This is a genomic window from Micromonospora sp. NPDC049580 (assembly GCF_040675595.1).
In the GTDB taxonomy this organism is placed as follows: domain Bacteria; phylum Actinomycetota; class Actinomycetes; order Mycobacteriales; family Micromonosporaceae; genus Micromonospora.
The window spans coordinates 1-25,032 of record NZ_JBFAPG010000033.1 but is presented as its reverse complement, the minus strand read 5'-3'; the positions used below and the strand labels follow the sequence as shown (position 1 = coordinate 25,032).

The window sequence follows — 25,032 nt, the reverse complement described above, 5'->3', positions numbered from 1 at the left end:
GGCAACAAGGCCCCCTACACCCTCAAGATGCCCCGGATCTCGCAGTCGGTCGGCTGCCCGGCGCTGCCGCTGACCGCGTTCGGAGACCCGGGCGCCGCTCCTCGGGCGTGATCCGCCGGGGCACCTGGCGGGTCAGGTCGAACGGCACCAGCACCGAGCGGGCACGGCTGGCCAGCACCTCGCCGTCGTACAGCTCGTACGCGACGGTGAACCGTGAAGCCTTGATCTCCTCCACCCACAGCTCGATGCGGACGGTGGGCGCGGCCTCCGCGGTGGCCCGACCCAGCGCGTAGTCGACCGGGCGCAGGTAGTCGACCTCGTGCCGGCGGATCACCACGCCGTCGGCGAACGAGCCCACTCCCCAGGCCCGGCCGCCGGCGAACATCAACGCCACCCGCGCCTCCTCGTAGAGCGTGAGGAAGCGCGAGTTGTTGACGTGGCCGTACGCGTCCAGGTCGGACCAGCGCAGCGTGCAGTGGTAGACGAACCGGTCGGACATCAGTCGCGGGTCAGCTTGCGGTAGGTCACCCGGTGCGGCCGGGCGGCCTCCGCGCCGAGGCGGTCGATCTTGTTCTTCTCGTACGCCTCGAAGTTGCCCTCGAACCAGAACCACCTGGCCGGGTCCTGGTCGTCACCCTCCCAGGCCAGGATGTGCGTGGCGACCCGGTCCAGGAACATCCGGTCGTGGGAGATGACCACGGCGCAGCCGGGGAACTCCAGCAGGGCGTTCTCCAGGCTGGAGAGCGTCTCCACGTCGAGGTCGTTGGTCGGCTCGTCGAGCAGGATGACGTTGCCGCCGATCTTCAGGGTCAGCGCCAGGTTGAGCCGGTTGCGCTCACCGCCGGAGAGCACCTTGGTCGGCTTCTGCTGGTCCGGTCCCTTGAAGCCGAACGCGGCGATGTACGCCCGCGACGGCATCTCGACCTTGCCCACCATCAGGTAGTCCAGCCCGTCGGAGACGACCTCCCAGACGGTCTTGTCGCCGTCGAGGCCCTCACGGTTCTGGTCGACGTACGACAGCGAGACGGTGGGGCCGACCCGGACCTCGCCGTCGGTCGGCTCCTCGAACCCGACGATGGTCTTGAACAGGGTCGTCTTGCCGACGCCGTTGGGGCCGATGATGCCGACGATGCCGTTGCGGGGCAGCGAGAACGACAGGTTGTCGATCAGCAGCCGGTCGCCGAAGCCCTTGCTGAGGCCGTTCGCCTCGATCACCGTGCTGCCCAGGCGCGGGCCCGGCGGGATCTGGATCTCCTCGAAGTCGAGCTTGCGGGTCTTCTCCGCCTCGGTGGCCATCTCGTCGTACCGGTCCAGGCGGGCCTTCGACTTGGTCTGGCGGGCCTTGGCGTTGGAGCGGACCCACTCCAGCTCCTCGGTGAGGCGCTTCTTCATCTTGGCGTCGCGGCGACCCTCGACGGCCAGTCGGGCGGCCTTCTTCTCCAGGTAGGTGGAGTAGTTGCCCTCGTACGGGTAGGCCCGGCCGCGGTCCAGCTCCAGGATCCAGTTGGCCACGTTGTCGAGGAAGTACCGGTCGTGGGTGATCGCCATGACGGTGCCGGCGTACTTGGCCAGGTGCTGCTCCAGCCAGGAGACGCTCTCCGCATCCAGGTGGTTGGTGGGCTCGTCGAGCAGCAGCAGGTCGGGAGCTTCCAGCAGCAGCTTGCAGAGCGCGACCCGGCGGCGCTCACCACCGGAGAGCTGGGTCACGTCGGCGTCCGGCGGCGGGCAGCGCAGCGCGTCCATGGCCAGTTCGAGCTTGGAGTCGACGTCCCAGGCGTCGAGGTGGTCGAGCTCCTCCTGGAGCTTGCCCATCTCCTCCATCAGCTCGTCGGTGTAGTCGGTCGCCATCTGCTCGGCGATCTTGTTGAACCGCTCCAGCTTGGCCTTGGTCTCGGCGACCGCCTCCTCGACGTTGCCGAGCACGGTCTTGGCCTCGTTGAGCGGGGGCTCCTGGGCGAGCATGCCGACGGTGTAGCCGGGCATGAGTCGGGCCTCGCCGTTGCTCGGCCTGTCCAGCCCTGCCATGATCTTGAGGAGGCTGGACTTACCGGCGCCGTTCGGACCGAGCACACCGATCTTGGCCCCCGGCAGGAAGCTCAACGTGACGTTGTCGAGCACGACCTTGTCGCCGTGCGCCTTGCGCGCCTTTTCCAGGACGTAGATGTACTGGGCCACGGTGCGGGCTACCTCCGTCGGTTTGCTGTCGCCTGAGTCGGCGGCGCGGCGCGGGCTGGGACCTGCACCCGCCGCCGCCGGCCGGGAGCCGGCCGCGCGCACGCCATCGTCAATCCTGACAGGTACGGCGCGCTTCGCCCACATCACCCCGCCCCAGGAGTACGCCGGCGAGCCGCATTGCCGGAGTCGGTATAACTCACTACCGTCTTGAGTGTGACCAAAAAGATCGCCATCAGCATCCCGGACGACGTCGCAGAACGGCTGGCCACCGAGCCCAACGTGTCCGCCTTCGTGACGGAGAGCATCCGCCAACGAATGGTCGGTGAACGAACCCGGCGGATTCTGGAGCAGATCGGTTTCAAGATCACCGACGAGGGCCTCGAGGAGGCCGGGCGCAAGTTGGATGAGGCTCGCCAGGCAATAACTCCCGAGTTGCGCGCCAAGGCCGCCGCGCTGCTGAACGAGGCGTCGCGGGGACGGCTACAGGTTCGTGACTGACGCGGGACTCGTACTCGACACCACCGCATTGCTGGCCTACTCCGAAGGAGAGCCGGCTGTGGGCATCCAGATCGCCAAGGTTGCCTACCGCCGGGAGTCCGTGATCATTCCGGCCATGTGCCTGACAGCCGCATATCGCCGAGTGTCCAGCGACGGCTGGCCGTTGCTGGACATTGTCTCCGATCTCGAAGCTGTAGTTGTCGCGCCGGTCGATCACAACATGTGCCCCATCCTGGGCGGCTGGTCCCGCCTCCTGGGCAGCATCGATCTCGCCCAGGTTGCGATCGAAGCGGCAGCCCGAGCGGTCGTACCGATCATGACGGATCGGCGGGAACTGCTTGGTGAGGTACTGCCCAAGGAGTGGCCGATCATCGATCTCTGACCGCCACGGCTGTCGACAAGATCACCTGTAGGATTCGGCCAGACCGAGGCGGGTAGGAGACTCCGGCACGGGGCACAAGACGCCGCAGCTACGCTCAGTACGCTCATCGCGGTGGACCCGTCAGCACCCGGAGGTGGCCGATCGTGACCGTCCGTAGCTCCTTTGTCGTTGTGGCAAACCGTCTGCCGGTCGACGAGGTGAGCACACCCGAGGGACGGCAGTGGCGACGCAGCCCAGGCGGGCTGGTCACCGCGCTGCATCCTGTGCTCGCCGAACAGCATGGCACCTGGGTCGGCTGGGCCGGCGGCACCGGCGCCGCCCCCGAACCGTTCGACCTGGAGGGGATCCGGCTGCATCCGGTGCCGCTGAGCGCCGAGGAGTTGGAGCGCTACTACGAGGGCCAGTCGAATGCGACGATCTGGCCGCTCTACCACGACGCCGTGGAGACACCGGCGTACAAGCGGCGCTGGCGCGAGGCGTACCGCCTGGTCAACGCGCGGTTCGCGGAGGCCGCGGCGGACGTGGCGGCCGAGGGCGCGACGGTCTGGGTGCAGGACTACCAGCTCCAACTGGTCCCCGCGATGCTCCGCGAGCTGCGTCCGGACCTGCGGATCGGGTTCTTCCTGCACATCCCGTTCCCGCCGATCGAGCTGTTCATGCAGATGCCGTTCCGCACCGAGATCCTGCGCGGTCTGCTCGGCGCGGACCTGGTGGGCTTCCAGCAGCGGCTGGCCGCGCAGAACTTCGTACGGCTGGCCCGGCACCTCCTCGGCCTGCGCTACGAGGGGCAGATGATCCAGGTCGACGGGCGACAGGTGAAGGCGGGCGCCTTCCCCATCTCGATCGACACCCAGGAGATGGAACGGATGGCCGCCGACCCGGCGATCCAGGCGCGGGCCAAGCAGATCCGCGCCGAGCTGGGCGACCCGAAGACGATCATCCTGGGCGTGGACCGGCTGGATTACACCAAGGGCATCGAGTTGCGGCTCAAGGCGTTCCGCGAGTTGCTCGCTGACGGAAAGTTGACAGTTCCGGACGCCGTTATGGTGCAGGTGGCCACGCCGAGCCGCGAGCGCGTCGAGCACTACCAGGCACTTCGGGTCAAGGTAGAGCGCGAAGTTGGTCGCATTAATGGCGAATTCGGCCGAGTCGGCGTGCCGGCCGTGCATTACCTCCATCAGTCGTACAGTCGCAGTGAACTGGCCGCGATGTACGTTGCTGCGGACGTGATGATGGTGACCCCGCTGCGAGACGGTATGAATCTCGTCGCCAAGGAGTACGTCGCATCACGCGCCGACCAGGGCGGTGCGCTCGTGCTCAGCGAGTTCGCTGGCGCCGCAACGGAGCTGCGCCAGGCCTTCCTGTGTAACCCGCACGACCCGGACGCGGTCAAGGACGCCCTGCTCCGGGCCGTGCACGTGGAGAAAACCGAGGCACGCCGCCGGATGCGGACAATGCAACGTCACCTGCGTACCCACGACGTGGGGCACTGGGCCAAGTCTTTCCTCTCCGAACTCGGAGTTCCCGAGGCGGAGGCCGCGTGAACACGTCCGTCAACGACGGAGCGGCGATCGCCACCGGGGTGCTGGACCCCGAGCTGCGCTCTGCCATCGGCCGGATCGCCCGGGTTCCGCAGCTCCTGATCGCCTGCGACTACGACGGCACACTCGCGCCGATCGTGGAGGACCCGAGCACCGCCGTACCGCTGCCCGAATCAGTGGCGGCGATCCGCGCGCTCGCCGCGCTGCCGCAGACGAGCGTGGCCGTGGTCTCCGGCCGGGCCCTGCGGGACCTGGCCGCGCTCTCCCGGCTGCCCAGCGAGGTGCACCTCGTCGGCAGTCACGGCTCCGAGTTCGACATCGGCTTCGTCGAGCGCCTCTCCCCCGAGCTGGTCGCGGTGCGCACCCAGGTGCGCAACGCGCTGCGGGAGATCGCCGCCGAACACCCCGGCATCCGCCTGGAACGCAAGCCGGCCAGCGTCGCGGTGCACACCCGGGGCGTCGACCCGCAGGTCGCCGCCGCAGCCATCGAGGCGGTCCGCAACGGCCCGGCCACCTTCGACGGCGTCACGGTGACGCAGGGCAAGGAGGTCATCGAGCTGTCCGTGGTGGCCACCCACAAGGGCACCGCCGTCGACCAGCTCCGGACCCAGCTCTCGGCCAGCGCGGTGCTCTTCATCGGCGACGACGTCACCGACGAGAACGCCTTCGGCAACCTGCACGGGCCGGACCTCGGCATCAAGATCGGCCCCGGCGAGACCAAGGCCGGCTTCCGGGTGGCCGAGCCCATCGAGGCAGCCCGCGCGCTCGGGCTGCTGCTGGAGACCCGCCGCCACTGGCTCTTCGGCGAGCGGGCGGTGCCGATCGAGCGGCACTCCATGCTGGCCAACGGTCGTACGGTCGCGTTGCTCACGCCGGAGGCGAAGGTCAGCTGGCTCTGCCACCCCAAGCCGGACTCGGCGGCGATCTTCGCCGACCTGGTCGGTGGCAGCCCGGCCGGTCACTTCAGCGTCGCCCCGGAGCGCGGGGGCATCCCGCTGGGCCAGCGCTACCGCTCCGGCACGATGACCGTCGAGACCCGGTGGTCCGGGCTCACCGTCACCGACTGGCTGGACAAGCCGGCCCGCGAGACGACGCCGGACGGCCCGGCGGTGGTCACCGGCGACTCGACCCTGGTCCGGGTGCTCACCGGCAGCGGTCGGGTCCGGGTGGAGTTCGCCCCGCGCCCCGAGTTCGGTCAGGTCGCCGTGCAGTTGCAGCCGCTCGGCGACGGCCTGCTGGTGCTCGGCTCGAACGAACCGGTCGCCCTCTACTCCCCCGGGGTCGAGTGGCAGGTCAACAACGACGGTGGGTACGAGACCGCCAAGGCGACCGTCGATTTGTCGGCCGCCGGCGGGCAGGTCGTGCTGGAGCTGCGCTTCGGCACGCACAGCCTGGAGCACCACCGGGTGCCGATCCACGAGCGGCAGGCCGCGGCCGAGCAGCCGTGGAAGGACTGGGTGGCCTCGCTGCGGCTGCCGTCCACCTCCCGCGACCTGGTGGCCCGCAGCGCGCTCACCCTGCGCGGGCTCTGCCACGAGATCACCGGCTCGATCCTGGCCGCGGCGACCACCTCCCTCCCCGAGGAGCTGGGCGGCGTCCGCAACTGGGACTACCGCTACTGCTGGCTGCGTGACGCCGCGCTGACCGCCCGCGCGCTTGTCGACCTCGGGTCCATCGAGGAGGCCGAGGCGTTCCTGCGCTGGGTCGACGGCTGCATCGAGCGCACCGGCGGCCACCCGGAGCGACTGCACCCGCTCTACACCATCGACGGCTACGAGCTGGGCGCTGAGGCGGTCATCGACACGCTGCCCGGGTACGCCGGCTCCCGGCCGGTCCGGGTCGGCAACCTCGCCAACCACCAGCTCCAGCTCGACGTGTTCGGCCCGATCGCCGACCTGATCGCGGCGGTCGCCGACGCGCGCGGCTCGGTCCGCGACGACGAGTGGCGGGTCCTGGAGAACATGGTCGAGGCGGTTCGCCGCCGTTGGCACGAGCCCGACCACGGGATCTGGGAGGCGCGGCTGCCACCCCGGCACCACGTCTTCTCCAAGGTGATGTGCTGGATGACCGTCGACCGGGCGCTGCACGTGATGCGCCAGCACGGCGGCGAGGACCGGCCGGAGTGGAAGGACCTGCGCGACCGGATCGGCGCCAACGTGCTGGAGCACGGCTGGCACGACGACGTCGAGGCGTACAGCGTCGCGTACGGGGACGAGGACATGGACGCCTCGTCGCTCTGGATCGGCCTCTCCGGCCTGCTCCCGGGTGACGACCCGCGCTTCCTGTCCACCGTCCTGAAGATCGAGGCGGACCTGCGCAGCGGCCCGGTCGTCTACCGCTACCACTGGGACGACGGCCTGCCCGGCCGTGAGGGCGGTTTCCACATCTGCACGGCGTGGCTGATCGAGGCGTACCTGCGCACCGGCCGCCGCACCGACGCCGAGGAGCTGTTCGCGCAGATGGTGCTGACCGCCGGCCCGACCGGCCTGCTCCCCGAGCAGTACGACCCGCTCGCCGAGCGCGGCCTGGGCAACCACCCGCAGGCGTACAGCCACCTCGGGCTGATCCGCTGCGCCCTGCTGCTCGACAACATGCTCAAGCAGTAGCCGACAGTCAGTTCGACGAAGGGCCGGGGCAGCGCTGCTCCGGCCCTTCGTCATTCGGCCGACGCCGGCCGGTCGAACCCCACCGGCGGGTACCGGTCACCCGAGAGCCGCCGTCACGGCCCTCGCGTCGCCCTCTGCGCGTCCTTTGCTCTGCTTCACTCCACGCAACACAAACGCCTTCTGAATGTTGCGTCGGTTGAAGCAGAGCAAAGGACGCGCGCGGGGACCAGCCGGTCTCCGCCGCCCGCACCGCCCGGGGTCCGCTCTGCCGCCCGCACCGCCCGGGGCCGCTCCGCGCCCGGGTGGACCGTGCCACCGGTCACCCGTCGAGGGCACCCACCACGTCGCCGAGCACCACGACCGCGGGCGGGCGCACCTCGGCGGTGAGCGCGTCGGCGGCCACCGCGCCGAGCGTGGACCGCAGCGTCCGTTGGGCGCCCGTGGTGCCCTCCTGAACGACCGCGGCCGGCGTCTGCGGCGACCGGCCGTGCGCGATCAGGGTCTCGGCGATGGCGGCGAGGTTCTTGAGCCCCATCAGGATCACCAGGGTGCCGCGCAGGCCCGCGAGGGCGTCCCAGCGCACCAGCGAGGCCGGCGAGTCGGGTGCCACGTGGCCGGAGACGACGGTGAACTCGTGCGCCACCCCCCGATGGGTGACCGGGATCCCGGCCGCCGCCGGAGCGGCGATCGAGCTGGTCACTCCCGGGACGACGGTCACCGGCACGCCGGCCGCCGCGCAGGCCAGTAGCTCCTCGCCGCCACGGCCGAAGACGTACGGGTCGCCGCCCTTGAGCCGGACCACGACGGCGCCGGCCAGGGCCCGGTCGACCAGGATCCGGTTGATCTCCTCCTGGGCCCGGGACGGGCCGTAGGGGATCTTCGAGGCGTCCACCAGCTCGACGTCGGCGCGGAGTTCGTCCAGGAGCAGACCCGGCACCAGCCGGTCGGCGACCACCACGTCGGCCTCGGTGAGTAGCCGCCAACCCTTCACGGTGATCAGCTCCGGGTCTCCCGGGCCGGCCCCGACCAGCGCCACCCGCCCGGCGGTCGCGCCGGTCGTCGCCTCGGCGTCGGGCCGGACCCGCGTCGGAGCAGCGACGCGCACGGCGAGCAGGTCGCGGATGGCGTCGCGGACGGTCATCGCGCGGCGAGGGTCCCCGCCGCCGAGCACCGCTACGGTGACCGGGCCGTGGCGGGTCACCGCCGGCGTCCAGGCCGTGGCGGCGGTCCGGTCGTCGGCCCGGACGCAGAAGATCCGCCGTTCGGCGGCGACGGCGCTCACCGCAGCCGCCGCCATCGGATCGTCGATCGCCACCTGGACCAGCCAGGCCCCGTCCAGGTCCTCGGGCACGAACCGGCGCGGCACCCAGTGCAGCCGACCCGCGTCCACCCGGGCCCGCAGCGCCGGGGTCAGCTCCGGGGCCACCAGCAGGACGTCCGCGCCGGCATCCAGCAGCGCCGGCACCCGCCGGGTGGCGACCGCACCGCCGCCCACCACGACCACACGTCGCCCCTCGAGCCGCAGGCCGAGCGGGTACGGGCTGGCGCTCACGCCGCACCACCGAGCCGGACCGCCCGCTCGTTGGGCACCGTCACTTCTCGGCCACCCCGGCGGAGTCGAAGGTGGCCACGTCGTGCAGCACGCGGACCGCGCCGGTGACCACCGGCAGGGCCAACAGCGCGCCGGTGCCCTCGCCGAGGCGCAGCCCCAGGTCGATCAGCGGGTCGAGGCCGAGGTGCCGCAGCGCCACCGTCGCGCCCGGCTCGGCCGAGCGGTGCCCGGCGACCATGGCCGCGACCGCGTCGGGTGCGAACGCGGCGGCGGCGAGCGCCGCCGACACCGCGATCACGCCGTCCAGCAGGACCGGCGTACGGCGGGCCGCGGCGCCCAGGATCAGCCCGGCCAGCGCGGCGTGCTCCAGGCCACCGACGGCGGCGAGCACGCCCAGCGGGTCGGCCGGATCGGGCGTGTGCCGGGCCAGCGCGGCCCGCACGACGGCCACCTTGCGGGCGTACGTCGGGTCGTCGATCCCGGTGCCCCGGCCGGTGGAGTCGAGCGGGTCGACGCCGGTGAACGCGGCGATCAGCGCGGCGGCCGGGGTGGTGTTGCCGATGCCCATGTCCCCGGTGAGCAGGATGCCCGCCCCGGCGTCGATCAGCTCGTCGGCGATCCGGATGCCGGTCCGCACCGCGGCCAGCGCCTCGTCCCGGGTGAGCGCGGCGGTCACCGTGAGGTCCCGGGTGCCCCGGCGCACGGAGGCGGTGACCAGTCGGGGCGCGGACGGGTCGGTCGGACCGGAAGCCTCGGGGACGGGCAGCGGGGTGGCCACCCCGACGTCGACCACGGTGACCGAGGCGCCGGCCTGGCGGGCGAACGCGTTGACGACCGCACCGCCGGCCAGGAAGTTGCCGATCATCTGCCCGGTGACCTCCTGCGGCCACGGGCTGACCCCCTGGGCGTGCACCCCGTGGTCGCCCGCGAAGATCGCCACGGCGGCCGGCTCGGGCACCGGCGGTGGGCAGGCCCCGGCCAGCCCGGCGAGGCGTACCGACAGATCCTCCAGCAGGCCCAGCGAGCCCGGCGGCTTGGTCAGCCGGCCGTGCAGCTCGCGGGCGGCGGCCATCGCCGCCTCGTCGAGTGGCCGGATGGCCGAAATCGTGGTCTCCAGCATCATGCCTCCATGGTCTCGCGCAGCACCTCGATGAACGCGTCGGTGGTGTTCCGGTCGCGTACCGCCACCCGCAGCCAGTCCGGGCCGAGCCCGGGGAAGGTGTCGCCCCGGCGTACCGCCCAGCCCCGGTCGCGCAGGCCCTCTCGGACCCGGTTCGCGTCGGGCAGGTGCAGCAGGACGAACGCGCTGGCCGGGCGGCCCGCGACGCGTACGCCGGGCAGGTCGGCCAGGCGCGCGACCAGGTGGTCGCGGTCGGCGGCGAGGTCGGCGGCGATCGCGCGTTCGGCCTCGACCGCGACTCCGGTGGCGCAGGCCGCGGCGGCGGCCAGCGCGGGCGTGGAGACGGCCCACAGCGGCTGGACGGCGGCCAGGCGGGACAGCAGCTCCGGGGCGCCGAGCAGGTAGCCGATCCGCAGGCCGGCCAGGCCCCACGTCTTGGTGAGGCTGCGCAGGACGAGCAGCCCGGGCAGATCCCGCCGCTCGGCCAGCGACTCCGGCTCGCCGGGGTGCGCGCCGCCGGTGGTGTCGGCGAACGCCTCGTCGACCACCAGCACCCGGCCGGGACGGGCGAGCGCGGCCACGGTCCGCGCGGGATGCAGCACCGAGGTGGGATTCGTCGGGTTGCCGATCATCACGAGGTCGGCGTCGTCGGGCACCAGGGACGGATCGAGCCGGAACCCGTCGGCCGGGTCTAGCAGCACCCGCTCGACCGGATGGCCGGCGGCCCGTAGCGCCGCCTCCGGCTCGGTGAACTGCGGGTGCACCACGACGGGTCGGCGGATGCCACGCAGCGCCTGGGCGATCAGCACGAAGCCCTCGGCGGCGCCGGCGGTGAGGAGTACCTCGTCCGGGTGACGCCGGTGCCGGGCGGCGACGGCGGCGCGGGCCGGCGCCGGGTCGGGGTAGCGGGCCAGGTCGGTGAGGGTGGCGGCGATCGGGTCGGCCAGCCAGGCCGGCGGTGGCGTCTGGCGGACGTTGACGGCGAGGTCGATCAGCCCGGCGCCCACCTCGGCGTCGCCGTGGTGCGCGAGGTCCGGCTCGGCCCCGGTGGGCGGGGTGATGGCAGCAGACTGATCGCGCATGTCCGCGATCCTGCCGGGAAGATGGCCGGCGGGACAGTCGATGTCGGCGTAAGCCATGTCACCACCTCGCGGGTTTATGAGTTCTTCTCATGTACGAATCGGAAATGTCATAACTTGGCCACGTGAGCAACCGACCCCTTGCTGCCGCTGGTCGACTCGTTCCTCTTCTCCGCGCCGGCCTCATCGCCGGCATCGTGATCGCCGCCGTCGCGTACCCGGTGGTCGCCTTCACCGGGCTCGGCGCGAAGGCCACCGCGCACGCCACGGAGCAGAAGACCAGACTGCTGACCACCGCCCTGCCCGCCGAGACCTCCTACCTCTACGCCCCGGACGGCAAGACCGTGCTGACCATGTTCTACGAGGAGTACCGGCAGTACACGAAGCTGTCGGACATGTCGCCGAACATCCAGCAGGCGATCGTCGCCGCCGAGGACAACCGCTTCTACCAGCACCACGGCGTCGACCCGAAGGGCGTGGCCCGCGCCTTCGTGTCCAACGCCCGCTCCGGCGGCTCCCAGGGCGCCTCGACGCTGACCATGCAGTACGTCCGGATGGCCCTGCGCGACAGCGCGAACACCCCCAAGGAGGTCCAGGAGGCCACCCAGCAGACCAGCCTGCGCAAGGTCAAGGAGATGCGCATGGCCTTGGACCTGGAGAAGGAGATGAGCAAGGAGCAGATCCTCGAGCGCTACCTGAACTCGGCGTACTTCGGTCACCGGGCGTACGGCATCTACGCCGCCAGCGAGATCTTCTTCTCCAAGACCCCGAAGGACCTCACGCCGGTCGAGGCAGCCACCCTCGCCGGGCTGGTCAAGTCCCCCTCCGAGTACGACCCGGCCGACACCGACCAGAAGGACGCCACCGGGCGGCGCAACTACGTGCTGGACCGGATGAGCCAGCTCGGCTACCTCTCCCCCGACTCGGCCGCCGCCGCGAAGACCGAGCCGATCCGGCTGAAGCTCACCACCCCGCCGAGCGACTGCGCCTCGCTCATCGAGAAGTACCGGAGCTGGGGCTTCGCCTGCGACTACCTGAAGAACTGGTGGAGTTCGCAGCCCGCGTTCGGGGCCAACCGGCTGGAGCGGATGGACAAGCTGCGTCGGGGCGGCTACCGCATCGTGCTCAGCCTCGACCCCAAGATCCAGGAGGCGGCGGAGAAGAACGTCGGCGCCAAGGAGGGCACCGGCAGCCCGTTCGCCAACGGGATCGTGGTCTCCGAGCCGGGGACCGGGCGCGTGAAGGCGATGGCGGTGAACCGGAACTACTCCCTGGACCTGGCCGACAACCCACCCAGCTCCAACCCGGAGGCCGGGCCGAAGGTGAAGGCGAACTATCCGAACACGGTGGCGCCGCTGCTCGGCGGCGGCGACCTGCCGGGCTACCAGGCCGGGTCGACGTTCAAGATGTTCCCGATGCTGGCCGCGCTGGATTCGGGGATGACGCTGTCCACCTCGTTCAACGCCCCGTACCGCTACAAGTCGTCGGTCTACGACGGCTGGGCGCCCTCCAACGCCAGCGGCGCGATGACCGGGCAACAGACCATGTGGTCCGGCTTCGGCAAGTCGGTCAACACGTACTTCGTGTGGCTGGAGGAGAAGGTGGGCGCGGACCGGGCGGTCCGGCTGGCCGAACAGCTCGGGCTGCGCTGGCGCACCGACGTCGACCGGGAACAGGCGTCCCCGGGCAAGGCCAAGAAGTGGGGCGCGTTCACCCTGGGCGTCTCCGACGCCACACCGCTGGAGATGGCGAACGCCTACGCCGCCGTCGCGGCCGACGGCCGCTACTGCGAGGCGATCCCGGTGCAGGCGATCATGAACCGGGACGGCACCCCGGCCACGTACGCCACTCCGGGCGGTCTGCACCGTGAGGTCGCCAAGCCGCGCTGCCGCCAGGTGGTCAGCGCCGACGCAGCGAGGGCGGCCACCGACGCCGCCCGCTGCCCGACCGGGGACAGTCCGGCACGCGGCGGCTGCGGCGGCTGGTCAACCGCCGACAGCGTCCGGGGTACGGTCGGCCGCCCGGTCGCCGGCAAGACGGGCACCACCGACAGCACCCGGTCCGCCTGGTTCGTCGGCTACACCCCGGAGCTGGCCGCGGCGAGCTTCATCTCCGACCCGGACAACCCGTTCAACGCCGTCGGTGACGGGCAGTCCCAGATCCCGATCGCGGCGGTGGCCGAGACCCTGCGCGACGGCCTGAAGGGCACGCCGACCCGCCAGTTCACGCCACCGTCGGACGCCATCGTGGGATGACGGCGCGGATCAGCGCAGATCCGCGGCCACGAACGACCACAGTTCGAGGTCGGCCCGGCCACCGCCGACGAAACCGGCGTTGCGCAGCAACCCCTCGTAGCTGAAGCCGGCCTTCTCGGCGACCCGGCGGGACGCCAGGTTGCCGGGTGCCACCCGCAGCTCGACCCGCTGGAAGCCGTGCTCCAGGATCAGCGCGATGGCCACCGCGTCCACCGCCTCGGCGGCCAGGCCGAAGCCCCGCGCGTGGGGGGCCATCGCGTAGGAGACCTCGGTGAGCCGGGCGCCCCAGTCGGTGCGCCGCGTCCAGAGGGAGCCGACCATCTGGTCGTCCTCCCGGCGGACCACCGCGTAGTGGTCGCCCTCGCCGCTGTCGCGCCGCTGCCGGGCCAGATCCGTGCACCAGGCGTGCCCGTCGATCGGGCCGGAGTCGTCGGCCAGCGGCAGCCACCGCCGGGTCAGCTTGTCGGCGAAGATCTCCCCGGCGGCCGACGCGTCCGCCGCGGTGAGCCGACGCACCTCGGTACGCGGGGTGGAGACGGTCAACGCCGGAAACCGGCGGACCGCCAACTCACCGATCACGCGGGCACCACGGGAGGCTGCGCGGGCACCGCGTCGGCTGCCGGCTCGCTGACCGCCGCCGCCACCACCCGGGCGGCGGTCGCCGGGTGTCCCGCCCAGTGCAGGGTGAGCTGCGAGGCGTGCACGTTGCGCCACACGAAACCCTCCGGCGTGCCGCCGTCCCAGCTCCAGGCCGGCCGCTGACCGGCGCGCGGGGTGAGCACCGCCCGGTGCTCCTTGTGCCCGACGACCACCGTGCCGCGCGCGGCGACCACGCTGTCGGTCTGGGCGGTCGCCTCCCGGTAGCCCACCACGAGGCCGTCGCGGCTCACACCCACCGCGTCCAGCACACCGCACATCGGCAGCCCGTCCAGCTCCCGGGCCAGCCACAGCAGGCCGGCGCCCTCGGCGACCACCGGCCGGCCGGTGCGGGCCAGCTCGGCCACCGCGATGCAGAGCCGCCGGTTGGCCGACAGCTGCTCGGCGTACGACTCGGGCAACGCACCCCCGACGACCAGCGCGCGGGTGCCGACGGGCAGCGCCTCGTCGCGCAGCGGATCGACAGTGACCACCTCGGCGCCGGCGGCCGACAGCAGCTCCGCGGTCTCCGGGTGGCTGAAGCTGCCGCCCGGCCCGCCGGCCAGCGCCACCAGCGGGCGCTGCGCCGGGACGACCAGCTCGCCGAGCGCCTCCTGCGGCGACCAGGCCGCCGCCGGCAGTGGCGGAGCGGAACGGGCCAGCCCGAGCAGCCGCTCCAGGTCGACCGTGGCGGCGACCGCCTCGCCCAGCCGGCGCACCGCACGGACCGCGTCGGTCGAGGAGTCGACCACCGGCGCCACCCCGTGCCGGCGCGACGGCAGCACGGCCGGCAGGTCCTGGCGACGCAGCGCGCCGTAGACCGGCACGCCGACGTCGTCCAGCGCCTCGCGCAGCATCGCCTCGTGCCGCGACGACGCCACCCGGTTGAGGATCACCCCGCCCAGCCACAACTGCTCGTCGTACGAGCGGAAACCGTGCACCAAAGCGGCCACCGACTGCCCCATCGCGGCCACGTCGACCACCAGCACCACCGGACTGCGCAGCGCGGTGGCCGCGGCGGCCGTGGACTCCTGCTCCGGGCGGCCACCGACGGAGTCGTACAGGCCCATGCTGCCCTGCACGACGGCGAGCGCGGCACCCCCGGCGCCGTGTGCGACAAGCGCGGCGAGCCGGTCGACGCCGACCAGCCGGGGATCGATCACCCGACCGGGCCGACCGGCGGCGAGACCGAGGTACGCGGCGTCGACATGATCCGGGCCGAGCTTGAACCCGGCGACGTCGACACCCCGCTCGGCCAGGGCGGCGAGCAGCCCGATCGCCAGCGCGTTCTTTCCGTGCCCGGAGGACGGTGCGCTGAGCACCAGGCGCGGCACGACGGTCATCATCGACTCCTCGCGGGCGGCGGCGGGTACGCGACGGACAACCGAGGAGGTCGATCCGTCGGCGTGACGATACCCGTCCGGTCCGACGGGCGAGCACCGCCAACCGGGGGTCGGCGGACGGTCCCGGCCCGGTCGCGGTGAGTGGCCCCGGTCATACGGGTAGCCTCGGTGCCGTGTACCGGTTCCTGCTGAGCCCACGCTGGTTGGGCGCCCTCGCGCTGACCCTGGTCGCCGCCGCCGTCATGGTGTGGCTGGGCAACTGGCAGCTGGACCGCTACCGGGGCCGTACCGAGATCAACGAGCGGATCGACGCGGGCGAGCGGATGGCCCCGGCGCCCCTGGCCGACGCGTTCCGCGCGCCCACCGGCGGCCCCGGGACCGCCGGCCCGGCCCCCGCGAAGGACAAGGTCTGGACCCGGATCACCGCCACCGGCCGGTACGACCCGTCGAACACCGTCCTGGTCCGTGGTCGGACGGTCGACAGCCGGGTCGGCTTCGAGGTGCTCACCCCGCTGGTGCTCCCCGACGGCAGCGCGCTGCTGGTGGACCGGGGCTGGATCCCGCCCGCGCCGGGCGGGGCGACCGCCCAGCCGTCGGTGCCCGCCCCGCCGGGCGGCGACGTGACGGTCAGCGGCCGGGTGCACGAGACCGAGAGCGGCGCCGGCACGGTGGACCGCCGCGACGGCCGGCTGGAGACGCGGCGGATCGCCGTACCGCGCCTGGCCCGCGAGCTGCCCTACCCGGTCTACGGCGGCTACCTGCTGCTGGACGACCAGACCCCGGCCGCCGACGGGGCGTTCAAGGCCGTGCCGGTCGGGCACACCAACAACTGGCAGAACTTCGGTTACGTCGTGCAGTGGTGGCTCTTCGCCGCGATGGCGCTCTTCGGCTACGGCTGGGTGGCCCGACGCGAGGCACGCCGGGCCGCCGGGCTCGACAGCGCGAGCGCCCCGCTGGACCGGGCGGCCGAGCCGACGCCGAGCGCGTCCGCCTGAGCGGGCGGCCGGCCCGGCGCGAGACGAGGGCCGGTGTGGCCCGTCAACCGCTCAGCCGACCGGCGTGGATGGCGCGGACCGCGTCGATGGTGTCCGCCTCGGCGGCGGACTTGTCGTCGCGGTAGCGCACCACGCGAGCGAACCGCAGGGCCATCCCACCCGGATAGCGGGTGCTCGTCTGCACCCCGTCGAAAGCGATCTCCACCACCTGCTCCGGGCGGACCCGGACCACCCAGTCGCCGCGCTCCACCGCGAGGTCGAGGAACCGCTCGGTCTGCCAGCGCAGCAGCTCGTCGGTGAGCCCCTTGAACGTCTTGCCGAGCATCACGAAGTCGCCCGTACGCGGGTCACGGGCGCCCAGATGCAGGTTGGACAGCCAGCCCTTGCGCCGGCCGCTGCCCCACTCGACGGCGAGCACCACCAGGTCGAGGGTGTGCCGTGGCTTGACCTTGACCCAGGCGGCGCCGCGCCGGCCGGCGTCGTAGGGGGCGTCCGGTGCCTTGACCACCACGCCCTCCTGGCCGGCGTCGAGCGCGGCGGCGAACGCCGCGCCGGCCTGCTCCGGGCCGTCGACCTCCATGCGCCCCACCAGCAGCGACGCGTCCACCGCGCCGGCGAGCGCGGCCCACCGCTCCCGACCGGGCAGGTCGATCAGATCCTGGCCGTCGAGGTGCAGCAGGTCGAAGAAGTACGGAGTGAGCACCGTCGCGCCGGTGCTGGCGGCGGCCGCGAGCACCGCCGGGGCGACCGGAGTCCGCCCGGTGGTGCTCGGTGTGGTGCGCCGGGCGGCCCGGCTGGAGGTCTGCTGGAACGGCAGCGGACGGCCCGTCTCGTCCAGGCCGATCGCCTCGCCGTCGAGCACCAGCTCCCGGCCCGGCAGGGCGCGAACCGCCGCGACCACCTCGGGCACCCGGTTGGTGATCTCGTCGAGGCTGCGGGTGAACACGGCGATGTCGGCGCCGGAGCGGTGCACCTGGATGCGGATGCCGTCGAGCTTCACGTCGACCACCGCAGGCGTGCCGGTCGCGGCCAGCGCCTCGTCGACCGAGGGAGCGCTCTGCGCGAGCATCGGCGCCAACGGCCGGCCGACCCGCAGGCCGAACCCGGCCAGCTCGGCCTCGCCGCCGGCCAGCGCGGCCACCGCCACGGCACGCAGGTCACCGGCGAGCAGCAGGGCCCGACGGACGATCGCCACCGGCACCTCGGCGGCCCGGGCCACGGCGTCGGCGAGCAGCCCGGCCTGGGCGCCCTGGCGCAGCTCACCGCCGAACAGGCCGGTGAGCAGCCGTTGCTCGTCGGCGGTGGCCGCCGCGTAGAGGCCGCCGAGCAGAGCCCGGCGGCGGGCCTGCGACCCGGCGCCCTGCACGGCGGCGATCTGCTCGATGGCCGCGTCGACGGCGGCCACGGTCAGCGTCGGCTCGGTGGCCGGTGGCGGCAGGTCACGCAGGCTCGCGTAGCCCACGCCGGTCTGCCGCTGACGCAGCTCACCGGCGAGATAGCCGGCGCCGGGCTCCACCTCGGCCGGGTCGAGCCGGCGCAGCGCGTCGGCGAGCAGCTCCACCTTGGCCCGCCGGCCGCTGGTGGCGCCCACGGCGGCGGAGGTGGCCGCCAGGTCGATGAACCGCACGAAGCCCATCCTGCCAGCCACCTCCGACACCGCCCGGGCATTGCCGTGCCCGGGCGGTGTCGGCGCGGTGCCGCAGCCCACGAGGGGGCGGCGGGAATCAGGCGGAGACGGGCTCCTCGATGCGCAACCCTCGGGCGCGGACCTCGCCGGCGACCCGGGAGAGCACCGAGTCGAGGGCGACCAGGGCGGCGGACAGCTCACCGAGCTGGTCGTTGAGCGTGTCCTCGGACCACGCGGAGACGTCGACGTCCCCCAGTGCGCTGACGGCGGCCCCCAACCGGGCCATCACCTCGTTCGTACTCATGTTCGAAAGGCTATAACAAGCCGCCCGGCGACACGCCGCGAACTCCCAGATCAGACGCAAAGTTGTCGTTCCGACACCTAACTGCTTGCCGCGGCCACCTTGCCCAGCAGCAGCGCCTCGGCGAGGCAGACCTTGGCGAACTCGCCGAGGTGCAGGCTCTCGTTCGGGCCGTGCGCGCGGGCGTGCGGGTCCTCCACACCGGTCACCAGGATCGCCGCCTCCGGGAACATCTCCTGGAACGTGGCGATGAACGGGATCGAACCGCCGATGCCGATGTCGACCGGGTCGGTGCCGTCCCAGGCGGCGCGGAACGCCGAGCGGGCGGCGTCGAACATCGGCCCGGACGCGTCGATCACGCACGGGTCGCCATCGTGCTCCAGAGTGACGGTCACCTGGGCGCCCCACGGCGCGTGCTTCTCCAGGTGGGCGCGCACCGCCGCGTACGCCCGCTTCGGGTCGTCTCCCGGCGCGAGACGGACGTTGAGCTTCGCCTTCGCGGCCGGGACCAGGGCGTTCGGCGCCTCGCCGGTGGACGGCGCGTCGATGCCGAGCACCGACACCGCCGGCTTCGTCCAGACCCGGTCGGTGAGCCGGCCGGTGCCGATGAACTGGACACCCTCGGCCAGTCCGGACTCAGCCCGCATCCGGTCCTCGGGGTAGTCGACGGCAGCGCCCTCCCGGCTGACCAGCCCGTCCACCGCCATGTCACCGGCGTCGTCGTGCAGGGTTGCCAACAGGCGGACCAGCGCGGTGAGCGCGTCCGGGACGACACCCCCGAACATGCCGCTGTGCACGGCGTGGTCCAGCGTGCGGACCTCGACGAAGCAGTTGACGACGCCGCGCAGCGAGGTGGTCAGCGCCGGTACGCCGATGTCCCAGTTGCCGGAGTCGGCAATCACGATGACGTCCGAGGCGATCTCGTCGCGGTGCTCGCGCAGCAGTTGCTCCAGCGAGTCGGAGCCGTACTCCTCCTCGCCCTCGATGAACAGCGCCACGCCGACCGGCAGCGCGTCCCCGTACGCGCGCAGCGCCGCGACGTGCGCCATGATGCCGGCCTTGTCGTCGGCCGCGCCCCGGGCGTACAGGCGGCCGTCGCGCTCGACCGGTTCGAACGGGTCGGACTCCCACAGCGACCGGTCACCGACCGGCTGCACGTCGTGGTGGGCGTAGAGCAGCACGGTGGGCGCACCGGGTGGGGCGGCCCGACGGCCGATCACCGCGGGCTGCCCGCCGGAGCGCACGATGTCGACGTCCAGGCCGCAGCCGCGCAGCAGGTCGGCGACCGCCTCGGCGGAACGCTCCACGTGTGAGTGGTCGAAGCCCTCGAAGGCGATGCCGGGGATGCGGACGAGGCGTTCCAGGTCGGCGCGTACGCCGGGCATCTCACGCTCGACGGCGGCCCGTACCTCGGACTCGGACATGATCGGTGAGGTCATGACCGGAATCGTATGCCGGCCTTACTCAGGCGTGCCGGCCGAGCCCGTACCGTCACCGACATCCGCCGGGCCGGAGCCCGCCCGCGCGCCCGGGGCGGCCCGGCCGGCGCGGTGCGCGCGGCCGGCGGCCTCGGTGGCGGCGTCCATCCAGGAGCGGGCCCGACCGGCCGTGCCGCCCACCCACCCGCCGACGTCGCTGGCGCCGTCGCCGAGGCGGCGCAGCAACCCGACCAGCGGGTCGGTGGAGCGGCTGAACTCCTCCCGGTACGACTCGGCGGCGGCCTTGATCTCCTCCGAGACGCTTGTCGAGGCGTCGTCGTCGCGGCGCGGATAGTCCCCGGACAGCACCCGCCCGTACGCCCCGGAGTCGATCCACTGCCGCAACTGCGCGGCCCTCGCCACCGGCGCCGGGTGCGTGCTCCACGCCGTCATCCGGATCTTGTGCAGGCTGTCGCGCAGGTCGCCGCCGCCGGCGTACTCGGCGGCCTGCTCCAGGAAGGCGGTCGTGTCGATCTGCGACAGGTCGCCGCCGCCCGCGAGCTTCATCAGCAGCCGCAGCGCGGCGGCCGGGTCCTGCCCGGCGAGCAGGCCGGCCCGGTCGGCGGACAGCTCCGCCTTGCGCCACCACTCCAGCATCGCCGCGATGATCGCCCGCAGCGCGAACGCGCCCACCGGCAACCAGCTCAGGTTGGCCGCCCACCGGGTGAGGATCATGAGCATGGTCTTGTAGACCGCGTGCCCGCTGCCCACGTGCCCCAACTCGTGGCCGAGCAGGCAGCGCAGCTCGTCCTCGTCGAGCTGCTGCACGCACGCGGAGTTCAGCACGATGAACGGCCGGTCCAGACCCACCGCCTCGGCGCCCAGCCAGGGCGACTGCGTCACGTACAGCTCGGGCAGCTCGGCCACGTCGAGCGCCGCCGCGGCCTCGGTGTAGCGCTGCCACACCGCCGGATACTGCCGGTGATCGACGCGGATGCCGGACGCCAGCACCGACAGCCGGAAACCCCGCTCGTTCCACATGCCGAAGAACGCCCGCACCACGTCGTCGAAACCACGCAGCTCACGCAGCGCGACCAGGGCGCCCCGGTCGGCCGGATGCTCCCAGGCCCGCGAGCTGATGCCGGTGAGGGTGATCCGGCGCCGCGCCGGCGCGTCCGCTGCCGTCATGATGGGGCCCCCGTTTCGCCGTGACTCCTCGCATCGTGCCGCAGCGGGTGGCCGGCGTCCATGCCCGGTCAGCGGACCCGCACGTAGTACCGGGACGCGTCCAGCGGCAGCGTCGGCGCACCGTCGACCACCAGGTCGGCGCGCGCCGCGGTGTCGTCGGCGGCGAAGTGCGCCCGCTCCCCGGTATGCCAGCGGCGCAGCTCGGGCAGAATCTCCGGCCCGTCCCGCTCGACCGCACGGGCCAGCCGCAGCGGCGCGGGCGCGGTGACGAAGACGGCGAGGGTCAGCTCCGGCCGGACGACGGCACGGGCCGCGCTGACCCCCTCCACGATCAGCACCGGCGTCACCGGCACCGGCACCGGGCGGGGTAGGAAGCACCGCCGCACCCAGCTGTAGCGCCGGTACGCGCCCGGCTCTTCCTGGCGCAGCGGGGTCAGCACCTCGGTGTCGAGACGAGGCCAGAAGGTGAGCTGGTCGTCCCAGCCGTCGAGCAGGTCGTCGGTGTGCACCACCGGCGGGCGCCCGCCGGGCAGCGCCGCCAGGGCGTCCGCGAGGTGCGCGGCGAACCGGCTCTTGCCCGCGCCGCTCGGCCCGTCCACCGCGACCAGCCGGGTCCGCCCCAACCGCGCCGGGCCCGCGAGCACCCGACGGGCCAACTCGGCGTACGCCTCGACGACCACCACCGTCGGCACCGGCGCGGCGGATCGCTCGGTCGACCCGCCGACGTCCACGCCCTCGTCTACGCCCTGGTTCCCGCCCTGAGCCCTGCCCTCAGCCCCGTCCACGCCCGCAGCCCCGGCCTGAGCCCCGTCCACGCCCGCGGCCCCGCCCTGGTTCCCGGCCTGAGCCCCGTCCACGCCCGCAGCCCCGCCCTCGTCTACGCCCTCGTTCCCGTCCTCGTTCCCGCCCTGAGCCCCGCCCTCATCCCCGTGCCGGCCCGTGCGGTCGGGGCCGCGCCGCTGCGGGCCCCTGTGGGCAAGCCCTCTGGTGACGAGTCCGTGCACGACCGAAGTATGCCCCGCTCACACCCCGGCAACGGGGGTTCACCGCCCAGATCAACTCGGCCTCATTGATGTCGGGGTATCCCGTCGGCCAGCACACCCCGACATCACGGAAACCGAGTCGATCACGCCGGTTTCGGTGGGGTGACACGTCCGGCTGACGCCCCGGGCCGGTCATTCTCACGACCGGGGGATTTGGGGCGGGCGACGGGTGACGGGCGGCCCGTTCGCCGCGCGGGTTGGCACCCGAGTCGGCATGATCGGGTGGTGCTCCGAGACGTGATGAGCCCCGGCATTGACGCCCTCCTCGAACAGGCCCGCGCCGGGCTGCACCGATTGACTCCACAGCAGACCGTCGAGGCGGTCCGCGGTGGCGCTCTGCTGGTCGACACCCGTACCGACGCACAGCGCCGCGAACAGGGCGACCTGCCCGGCGCCGTCGTCATCGACCGCACGGTGCTGGAATGGCGGCTCGATCCGGCCAGCGCCTGGCGCATCCCGGAGGCTACCGCCTACGACCGGGAGATCGTGGTGGTGTGCCGCCAGGGCTACAGCTCCAGCCTGGCCGCCGCCAGCCTCCAGACCCTCGGCCTGCGCCGGGCCACCGACATGATCGGCGGCGTCGACGCGTGGCTGGCGGCCGGCCTGCCCACCACGGACCGCCCCGCCGACATCCGGCCCTGAACCGCTCTGCTCAGAGCTGCGGGGCGCCGGGTGGGATGAAGGGAAGACCGGGGGGTGCGCCGCTCTCGATGAGGCGCCAGAGGGCGTCGGTGTCCAGGTGCTCCTCGACGAGGTCGCCGAGCAGGTCGAGCGAGCCTTCCCGGGCTGCGGCGAAGCTGGTGCCCGGCGCGACCCGGAACCCGGTACGACCCGCCAGCCGGGCGGCCTCGGTGAGGAACCAGCGGCGGAAGCCGTCGGACTCGAACGCCCCGTGCCAGTGCGTGCCGTGCACCGCGCCGAGCACCGCGCCCTCACCGTCGCCGTCGGCCCCGATCAGCAACGGAGTCAGGGCCGGGTCGGTCTGCGAGACGTACCCGTGGTGGATCTCGTAGCCGCGGACCGCCACGTCGCCGGGGCCGGTGCCGACCGACTGCCGGACGGTCTTGCGCGGATCGAAGGTGATCTCGATGGGCAGCAGGCCGAGCCCGGGCACGCTGCCCTGCCGGCTCTCGACCGGGTCGTGGATGGCCCGGCCGAGCATCTGGAAGCCGCCACAGAGGCCGAGCAGCGGCTTGCCGGCCGCCACGTGTCTGCTCACCGCGTCGGCGAGGCCGGTCTCGCGTAGCCAGGTGAGGTCCGCGACTGTCGACTTCGAACCGGGCAGGACGATCAGGTCGGCGGCGGCCAGTTCGGCCGGCTCGACGGTGAGGCGTACGCGCACGCCCGGCTCGGTGGCCAGCGCTTCCACGTCGGTGGCGTTGCTGATCCGGGGCAGTCGGACGACCGCCACGTCCAACCAGTCGGTGCCGTGCGGTGCGGCGGGGCGGCCGAGCACCCGGCCGTAGGCGAGCGAGTCCTCCGCGTCCAGCCAGAGGTCGAGCGACCAGGGCAGCACCCCGTACGTGGGACGGCCGGTCACCTGACGCAGCATGTCCAGCCCGGGCTGGAGCAGGCCGAGGTCGCCGCGGAACTTGTTGATCACGAAGCCGGCGATGAGCGCCTGGTCCGCTGGGTCGAGCAGGGCCACCGTGCCGAACATCGAGGCGAAGACCCCGCCCCGGTCGATGTCGCCGACCACGATGGCGGGCAGGTTGGCGTGCCGCGCGAGCCCCATGTTCACGTAGTCCCCGGCCCGCAGGTTGATCTCCGCCGGGCTCCCGGCACCCTCACAGATCACCACGTCGTACGCGGTCCGCAGCTCGGCCAGCGCCGCGTACGCGGTCTCGGCGAGCCGGGGCCGCACCTGTCGGAAGGTGCCGGCGGTGATCGTGTCGACCGCCGTACCGAGGAGAACCACCTGGCTGGCCAGGTCGCTGCCGGGCTTGAGCAGCACCGGGTTGAAGCGCAGGTCCGGGGCGAGCCCGCAGGCGGCGGCCTGCATGGCCTGCGCGCGGCCGATCTCGCCGCCACGCCCGTCCGGCCCGACCACGACGGCCGAGTTGTTCGACATGTTCTGCGCCTTGAACGGCGCCACCTTCACGCCCTGCCGGTGCAGCCATCGGCAGATGCCGGCGGTGAGCACGCTCTTGCCGGCGTCCGAGGTGGTGCCGGCGACCAGCAGCCCGCCGCTCACCGCCCGCTCACCCGCCGCGCCGCACCGCGGAACAGGCCCCGCTCCGACGCGACCCCGCCGAACAGCAGCCGGCCGTTCCGTCCAGCCATCCGCAGGGCGCCCCCGGCCCCGCCGGACCGCAGGCCGCCCTCGGCCCCGCCGGACCGCAGGCCGTTCCCGGGCCCGGCCGCGACGGCCCGCAGACTCCGACGGGCGACGGCGCCGGCCAGGCGGCCGACGGTCACCGGGTACGCGGCCGCCAGCCCGAGTGCGGCCAGGCCGACAGCGCCGGAGATGCGGGCTGCCCGCTTGAGGTGTCGTGCCTCGGGACGGGGGCCGTCGCCCAGGAACGGGCGGACCTCGGAGCGCCCGAAGTACCTGTTGCGGCCACCGAGGCGGACGCCGAGCGCGCCGGCCATCGCCGCTTCGCACTGGCCGGCGTTGGGGCTCGGGTGATCGTTGCGGTCCCGTCGCCACACCCGCCAGGCCTGCTCCCGGTCGCCGTTCGCGACCGGCGCGACGGCGATGGTGAGGAGCCCGGTCAGCCGGGACGGCACCAGGTTGAGCAGGTCGTCCAGCCGGGCGGCCGGGGTGCCGAACCGCGCGTAACGCTCCGATCGGTGCCCGACCATGGCGTCGAGGGTGTTGGCGGCGCGGTAGCCCAGCAGCCCGGGCAGGCCGGCGACCGCTCCCCAGACCAGCGGGGCGACCACCGCGTCGGAGGTGTTCTCCGCGACCGACTCGACGGTGGCCCGGGCCAACTCCGACTCGTCAAGGGTCGAGGGGTCCCGGCCGCAGAGGTTGCCGAGGCGCCGTCGGGCGGCGAGCAGGTCACCGTCACGAAGCGTTCGGCCCATGACGGCGGCCTCGTGTCGGAGAGTACGGCCGCCCAGCACGGTCCAGGTGCCGGCGGCGACGAGCACCGCACGGCTCACCGGCCGGTGCCGGGTGGCCGCCGCAGCGACCGCCCCGAGCACCACGGGCCCACCGACGGCCAGCGCCGTGAACACCGTGCCGGCAGTCGGGTGACCAACCCCAGCCCGTCCAACACGGGCAGCCCTCGGTCGACCACCAGCACGTCGTAGTCGCGGGCCAGGGCG

20 protein-coding genes and 1 pseudogene are annotated in these 25,032 nt (G+C 73.1%); 7 read left to right on the top strand and 14 right to left on the bottom strand.

Annotation, left to right across the window (positions count from 1 at the left end; translation table 11 throughout):
* Nucleotides 1–22: 22 nt before the first annotated feature.
* Together AB0J68_RS05255 and ettA are read right to left on the bottom strand one after the other, a co-directional pair.
* The gene (locus AB0J68_RS05255; protein ID WP_363936300.1) at nucleotides 23–499 is read right to left on the bottom strand and encodes a thioesterase family protein; all 477 of its coding nucleotides are present in this window, start codon (nucleotides 497–499) and stop codon (nucleotides 23–25) included.
* Complete coding sequence (gene ettA, locus AB0J68_RS05250; protein ID WP_355137833.1) at nucleotides 499–2,175, bottom strand: energy-dependent translational throttle protein EttA; 1,677 nt, start codon at nucleotides 2,173–2,175, stop codon at nucleotides 499–501. Before ettA ends, AB0J68_RS05255 begins: the two co-directional genes overlap by 1 nt.
* A gap of 213 nt (nucleotides 2,176–2,388) precedes the next feature.
* Here ettA and AB0J68_RS05245 point away from each other — a divergent pair, with 213 nt between their 5' ends.
* The 4 genes from AB0J68_RS05245 to otsB all read left to right on the top strand — a co-directional run bounded on the left by AB0J68_RS05245 (nucleotide 2,389) and on the right by otsB (nucleotide 7,202).
* Nucleotides 2,389–2,673, top strand: a complete 285-nt coding sequence (locus tag AB0J68_RS05245) for a hypothetical protein (protein WP_355137835.1) — start codon at nucleotides 2,389–2,391, stop codon at nucleotides 2,671–2,673.
* A gap of 58 nt (nucleotides 2,674–2,731) precedes the next feature.
* Complete coding sequence (locus AB0J68_RS05240; protein WP_354858808.1) at nucleotides 2,732–3,055, top strand: hypothetical protein; 324 nt, start codon at nucleotides 2,732–2,734, stop codon at nucleotides 3,053–3,055.
* 143 nt (nucleotides 3,056–3,198) lie between these two features.
* On the top strand, nucleotides 3,199–4,599 hold the full coding sequence (locus AB0J68_RS05235) for a trehalose-6-phosphate synthase (protein WP_355066161.1): 1,401 nt from the start codon (nucleotides 3,199–3,201) through the stop codon (nucleotides 4,597–4,599).
* Nucleotides 4,596–7,202, top strand: a complete 2,607-nt coding sequence (gene otsB / locus AB0J68_RS05230; protein ID WP_363936295.1) for a trehalose-phosphatase — start codon at nucleotides 4,596–4,598, stop codon at nucleotides 7,200–7,202. The genes AB0J68_RS05235 and otsB overlap by 4 nt, the downstream gene beginning before the upstream one ends.
* Nucleotides 7,203–7,521: 319 nt before the next feature.
* Here otsB and cobA read toward each other — a convergent pair whose 3' ends face one another.
* Genes cobA through cobC form a run of 3 tightly spaced genes read right to left on the bottom strand, consistent with a single transcriptional unit; the run spans nucleotide 7,522 to nucleotide 10,956 of the window.
* Complete coding sequence (cobA, locus tag AB0J68_RS05225) at nucleotides 7,522–8,754, bottom strand: uroporphyrinogen-III C-methyltransferase (protein ID WP_355137839.1); 1,233 nt, start codon at nucleotides 8,752–8,754, stop codon at nucleotides 7,522–7,524.
* A 40-nt stretch (nucleotides 8,755–8,794) separates the two neighbouring features.
* Entirely contained in the window at nucleotides 8,795–9,874 is a 1,080-nt protein-coding gene (cobT, locus tag AB0J68_RS05220) for a nicotinate-nucleotide--dimethylbenzimidazole phosphoribosyltransferase (RefSeq protein ID WP_363936309.1), read from the bottom strand.
* Nucleotides 9,874–10,956, bottom strand: coding sequence for an Rv2231c family pyridoxal phosphate-dependent protein CobC (gene cobC, locus AB0J68_RS05215; RefSeq protein WP_354858830.1), 1,083 nt, complete (start codon nucleotides 10,954–10,956; stop codon nucleotides 9,874–9,876). Before cobC ends, cobT begins: the two co-directional genes overlap by 1 nt.
* Before the next feature lie 122 nt (nucleotides 10,957–11,078).
* Between cobC and AB0J68_RS05210 the strand changes: the two genes are divergently transcribed.
* Nucleotides 11,079–13,208, top strand: coding sequence for a transglycosylase domain-containing protein (locus AB0J68_RS05210; protein ID WP_363936291.1), 2,130 nt, complete (start codon nucleotides 11,079–11,081; stop codon nucleotides 13,206–13,208).
* Nucleotides 13,209–13,217: 9 nt separating this feature from the next.
* Here AB0J68_RS05210 and AB0J68_RS05205 read toward each other — a convergent pair whose 3' ends face one another.
* The gene (locus tag AB0J68_RS05205; protein WP_354858796.1) at nucleotides 13,218–13,787 is read right to left on the bottom strand and encodes a GNAT family protein; all 570 of its coding nucleotides are present in this window, start codon (nucleotides 13,785–13,787) and stop codon (nucleotides 13,218–13,220) included.
* The gene (locus AB0J68_RS05200; protein ID WP_363936289.1) at nucleotides 13,784–15,187 is read right to left on the bottom strand and encodes a cobyrinate a,c-diamide synthase; all 1,404 of its coding nucleotides are present in this window, start codon (nucleotides 15,185–15,187) and stop codon (nucleotides 13,784–13,786) included. The genes AB0J68_RS05205 and AB0J68_RS05200 overlap by 4 nt, the downstream gene beginning before the upstream one ends.
* A gap of 173 nt (nucleotides 15,188–15,360) precedes the next feature.
* On the opposite strand from AB0J68_RS05200, the gene AB0J68_RS05195 reads away from it, so the two are divergent.
* Nucleotides 15,361–16,182 (top strand): SURF1 family protein, encoded by an 822-nt coding sequence (locus tag AB0J68_RS05195; protein WP_354858791.1) that lies wholly within the window; start codon nucleotides 15,361–15,363, stop codon nucleotides 16,180–16,182.
* 43 nt (nucleotides 16,183–16,225) lie between these two features.
* Here the strand turns inward: AB0J68_RS05195 and AB0J68_RS05190 are convergent, their stop codons facing one another.
* The 5 genes from AB0J68_RS05190 to AB0J68_RS05170 form a co-directional block, all read right to left on the bottom strand.
* On the bottom strand, nucleotides 16,226–17,818 hold the full coding sequence (locus AB0J68_RS05190) for an ATP-dependent DNA ligase (protein ID WP_355066226.1): 1,593 nt from the start codon (nucleotides 17,816–17,818) through the stop codon (nucleotides 16,226–16,228).
* Nucleotides 17,819–17,906: 88 nt separating this feature from the next.
* Complete coding sequence (locus AB0J68_RS05185; RefSeq protein WP_007464240.1) at nucleotides 17,907–18,113, bottom strand: hypothetical protein; 207 nt, start codon at nucleotides 18,111–18,113, stop codon at nucleotides 17,907–17,909.
* A 77-nt stretch (nucleotides 18,114–18,190) separates the two neighbouring features.
* Nucleotides 18,191–19,534: a dipeptidase gene (locus AB0J68_RS05180; RefSeq protein WP_363936306.1), complete on the bottom strand. Its 1,344-nt coding sequence runs from the start codon at nucleotides 19,532–19,534 to the stop codon at nucleotides 18,191–18,193.
* 36 nt (nucleotides 19,535–19,570) lie between these two features.
* Nucleotides 19,571–20,716, bottom strand: coding sequence for a M48 family metallopeptidase (locus AB0J68_RS05175; RefSeq protein WP_363936286.1), 1,146 nt, complete (start codon nucleotides 20,714–20,716; stop codon nucleotides 19,571–19,573).
* A gap of 68 nt (nucleotides 20,717–20,784) precedes the next feature.
* On the bottom strand, nucleotides 20,785–21,447 hold the full coding sequence (locus AB0J68_RS05170; protein ID WP_363936303.1) for a hypothetical protein: 663 nt from the start codon (nucleotides 21,445–21,447) through the stop codon (nucleotides 20,785–20,787).
* A 552-nt stretch (nucleotides 21,448–21,999) separates the two neighbouring features.
* Between AB0J68_RS05170 and AB0J68_RS05165 the strand changes: the two genes are divergently transcribed.
* On the top strand, nucleotides 22,000–22,401 hold the full coding sequence (locus AB0J68_RS05165; RefSeq protein WP_354858820.1) for a rhodanese-like domain-containing protein: 402 nt from the start codon (nucleotides 22,000–22,002) through the stop codon (nucleotides 22,399–22,401).
* A 10-nt stretch (nucleotides 22,402–22,411) separates the two neighbouring features.
* On the opposite strand, the gene AB0J68_RS05160 is transcribed toward AB0J68_RS05165, so the two are convergent.
* Together AB0J68_RS05160 and AB0J68_RS05155 are read right to left on the bottom strand one after the other, a co-directional pair.
* On the bottom strand, nucleotides 22,412–23,953 hold the full coding sequence (locus AB0J68_RS05160; protein WP_363936283.1) for a cobyric acid synthase: 1,542 nt from the start codon (nucleotides 23,951–23,953) through the stop codon (nucleotides 22,412–22,414).
* Nucleotides 23,950–24,951: pseudogene (locus AB0J68_RS05155) on the bottom strand (cobalamin biosynthesis protein); the annotation flags it as partial. The gene AB0J68_RS05160 and the pseudogene AB0J68_RS05155, both read right to left, overlap by 4 nt.
* Nucleotides 24,952–25,032 lie beyond the last annotated feature (81 nt).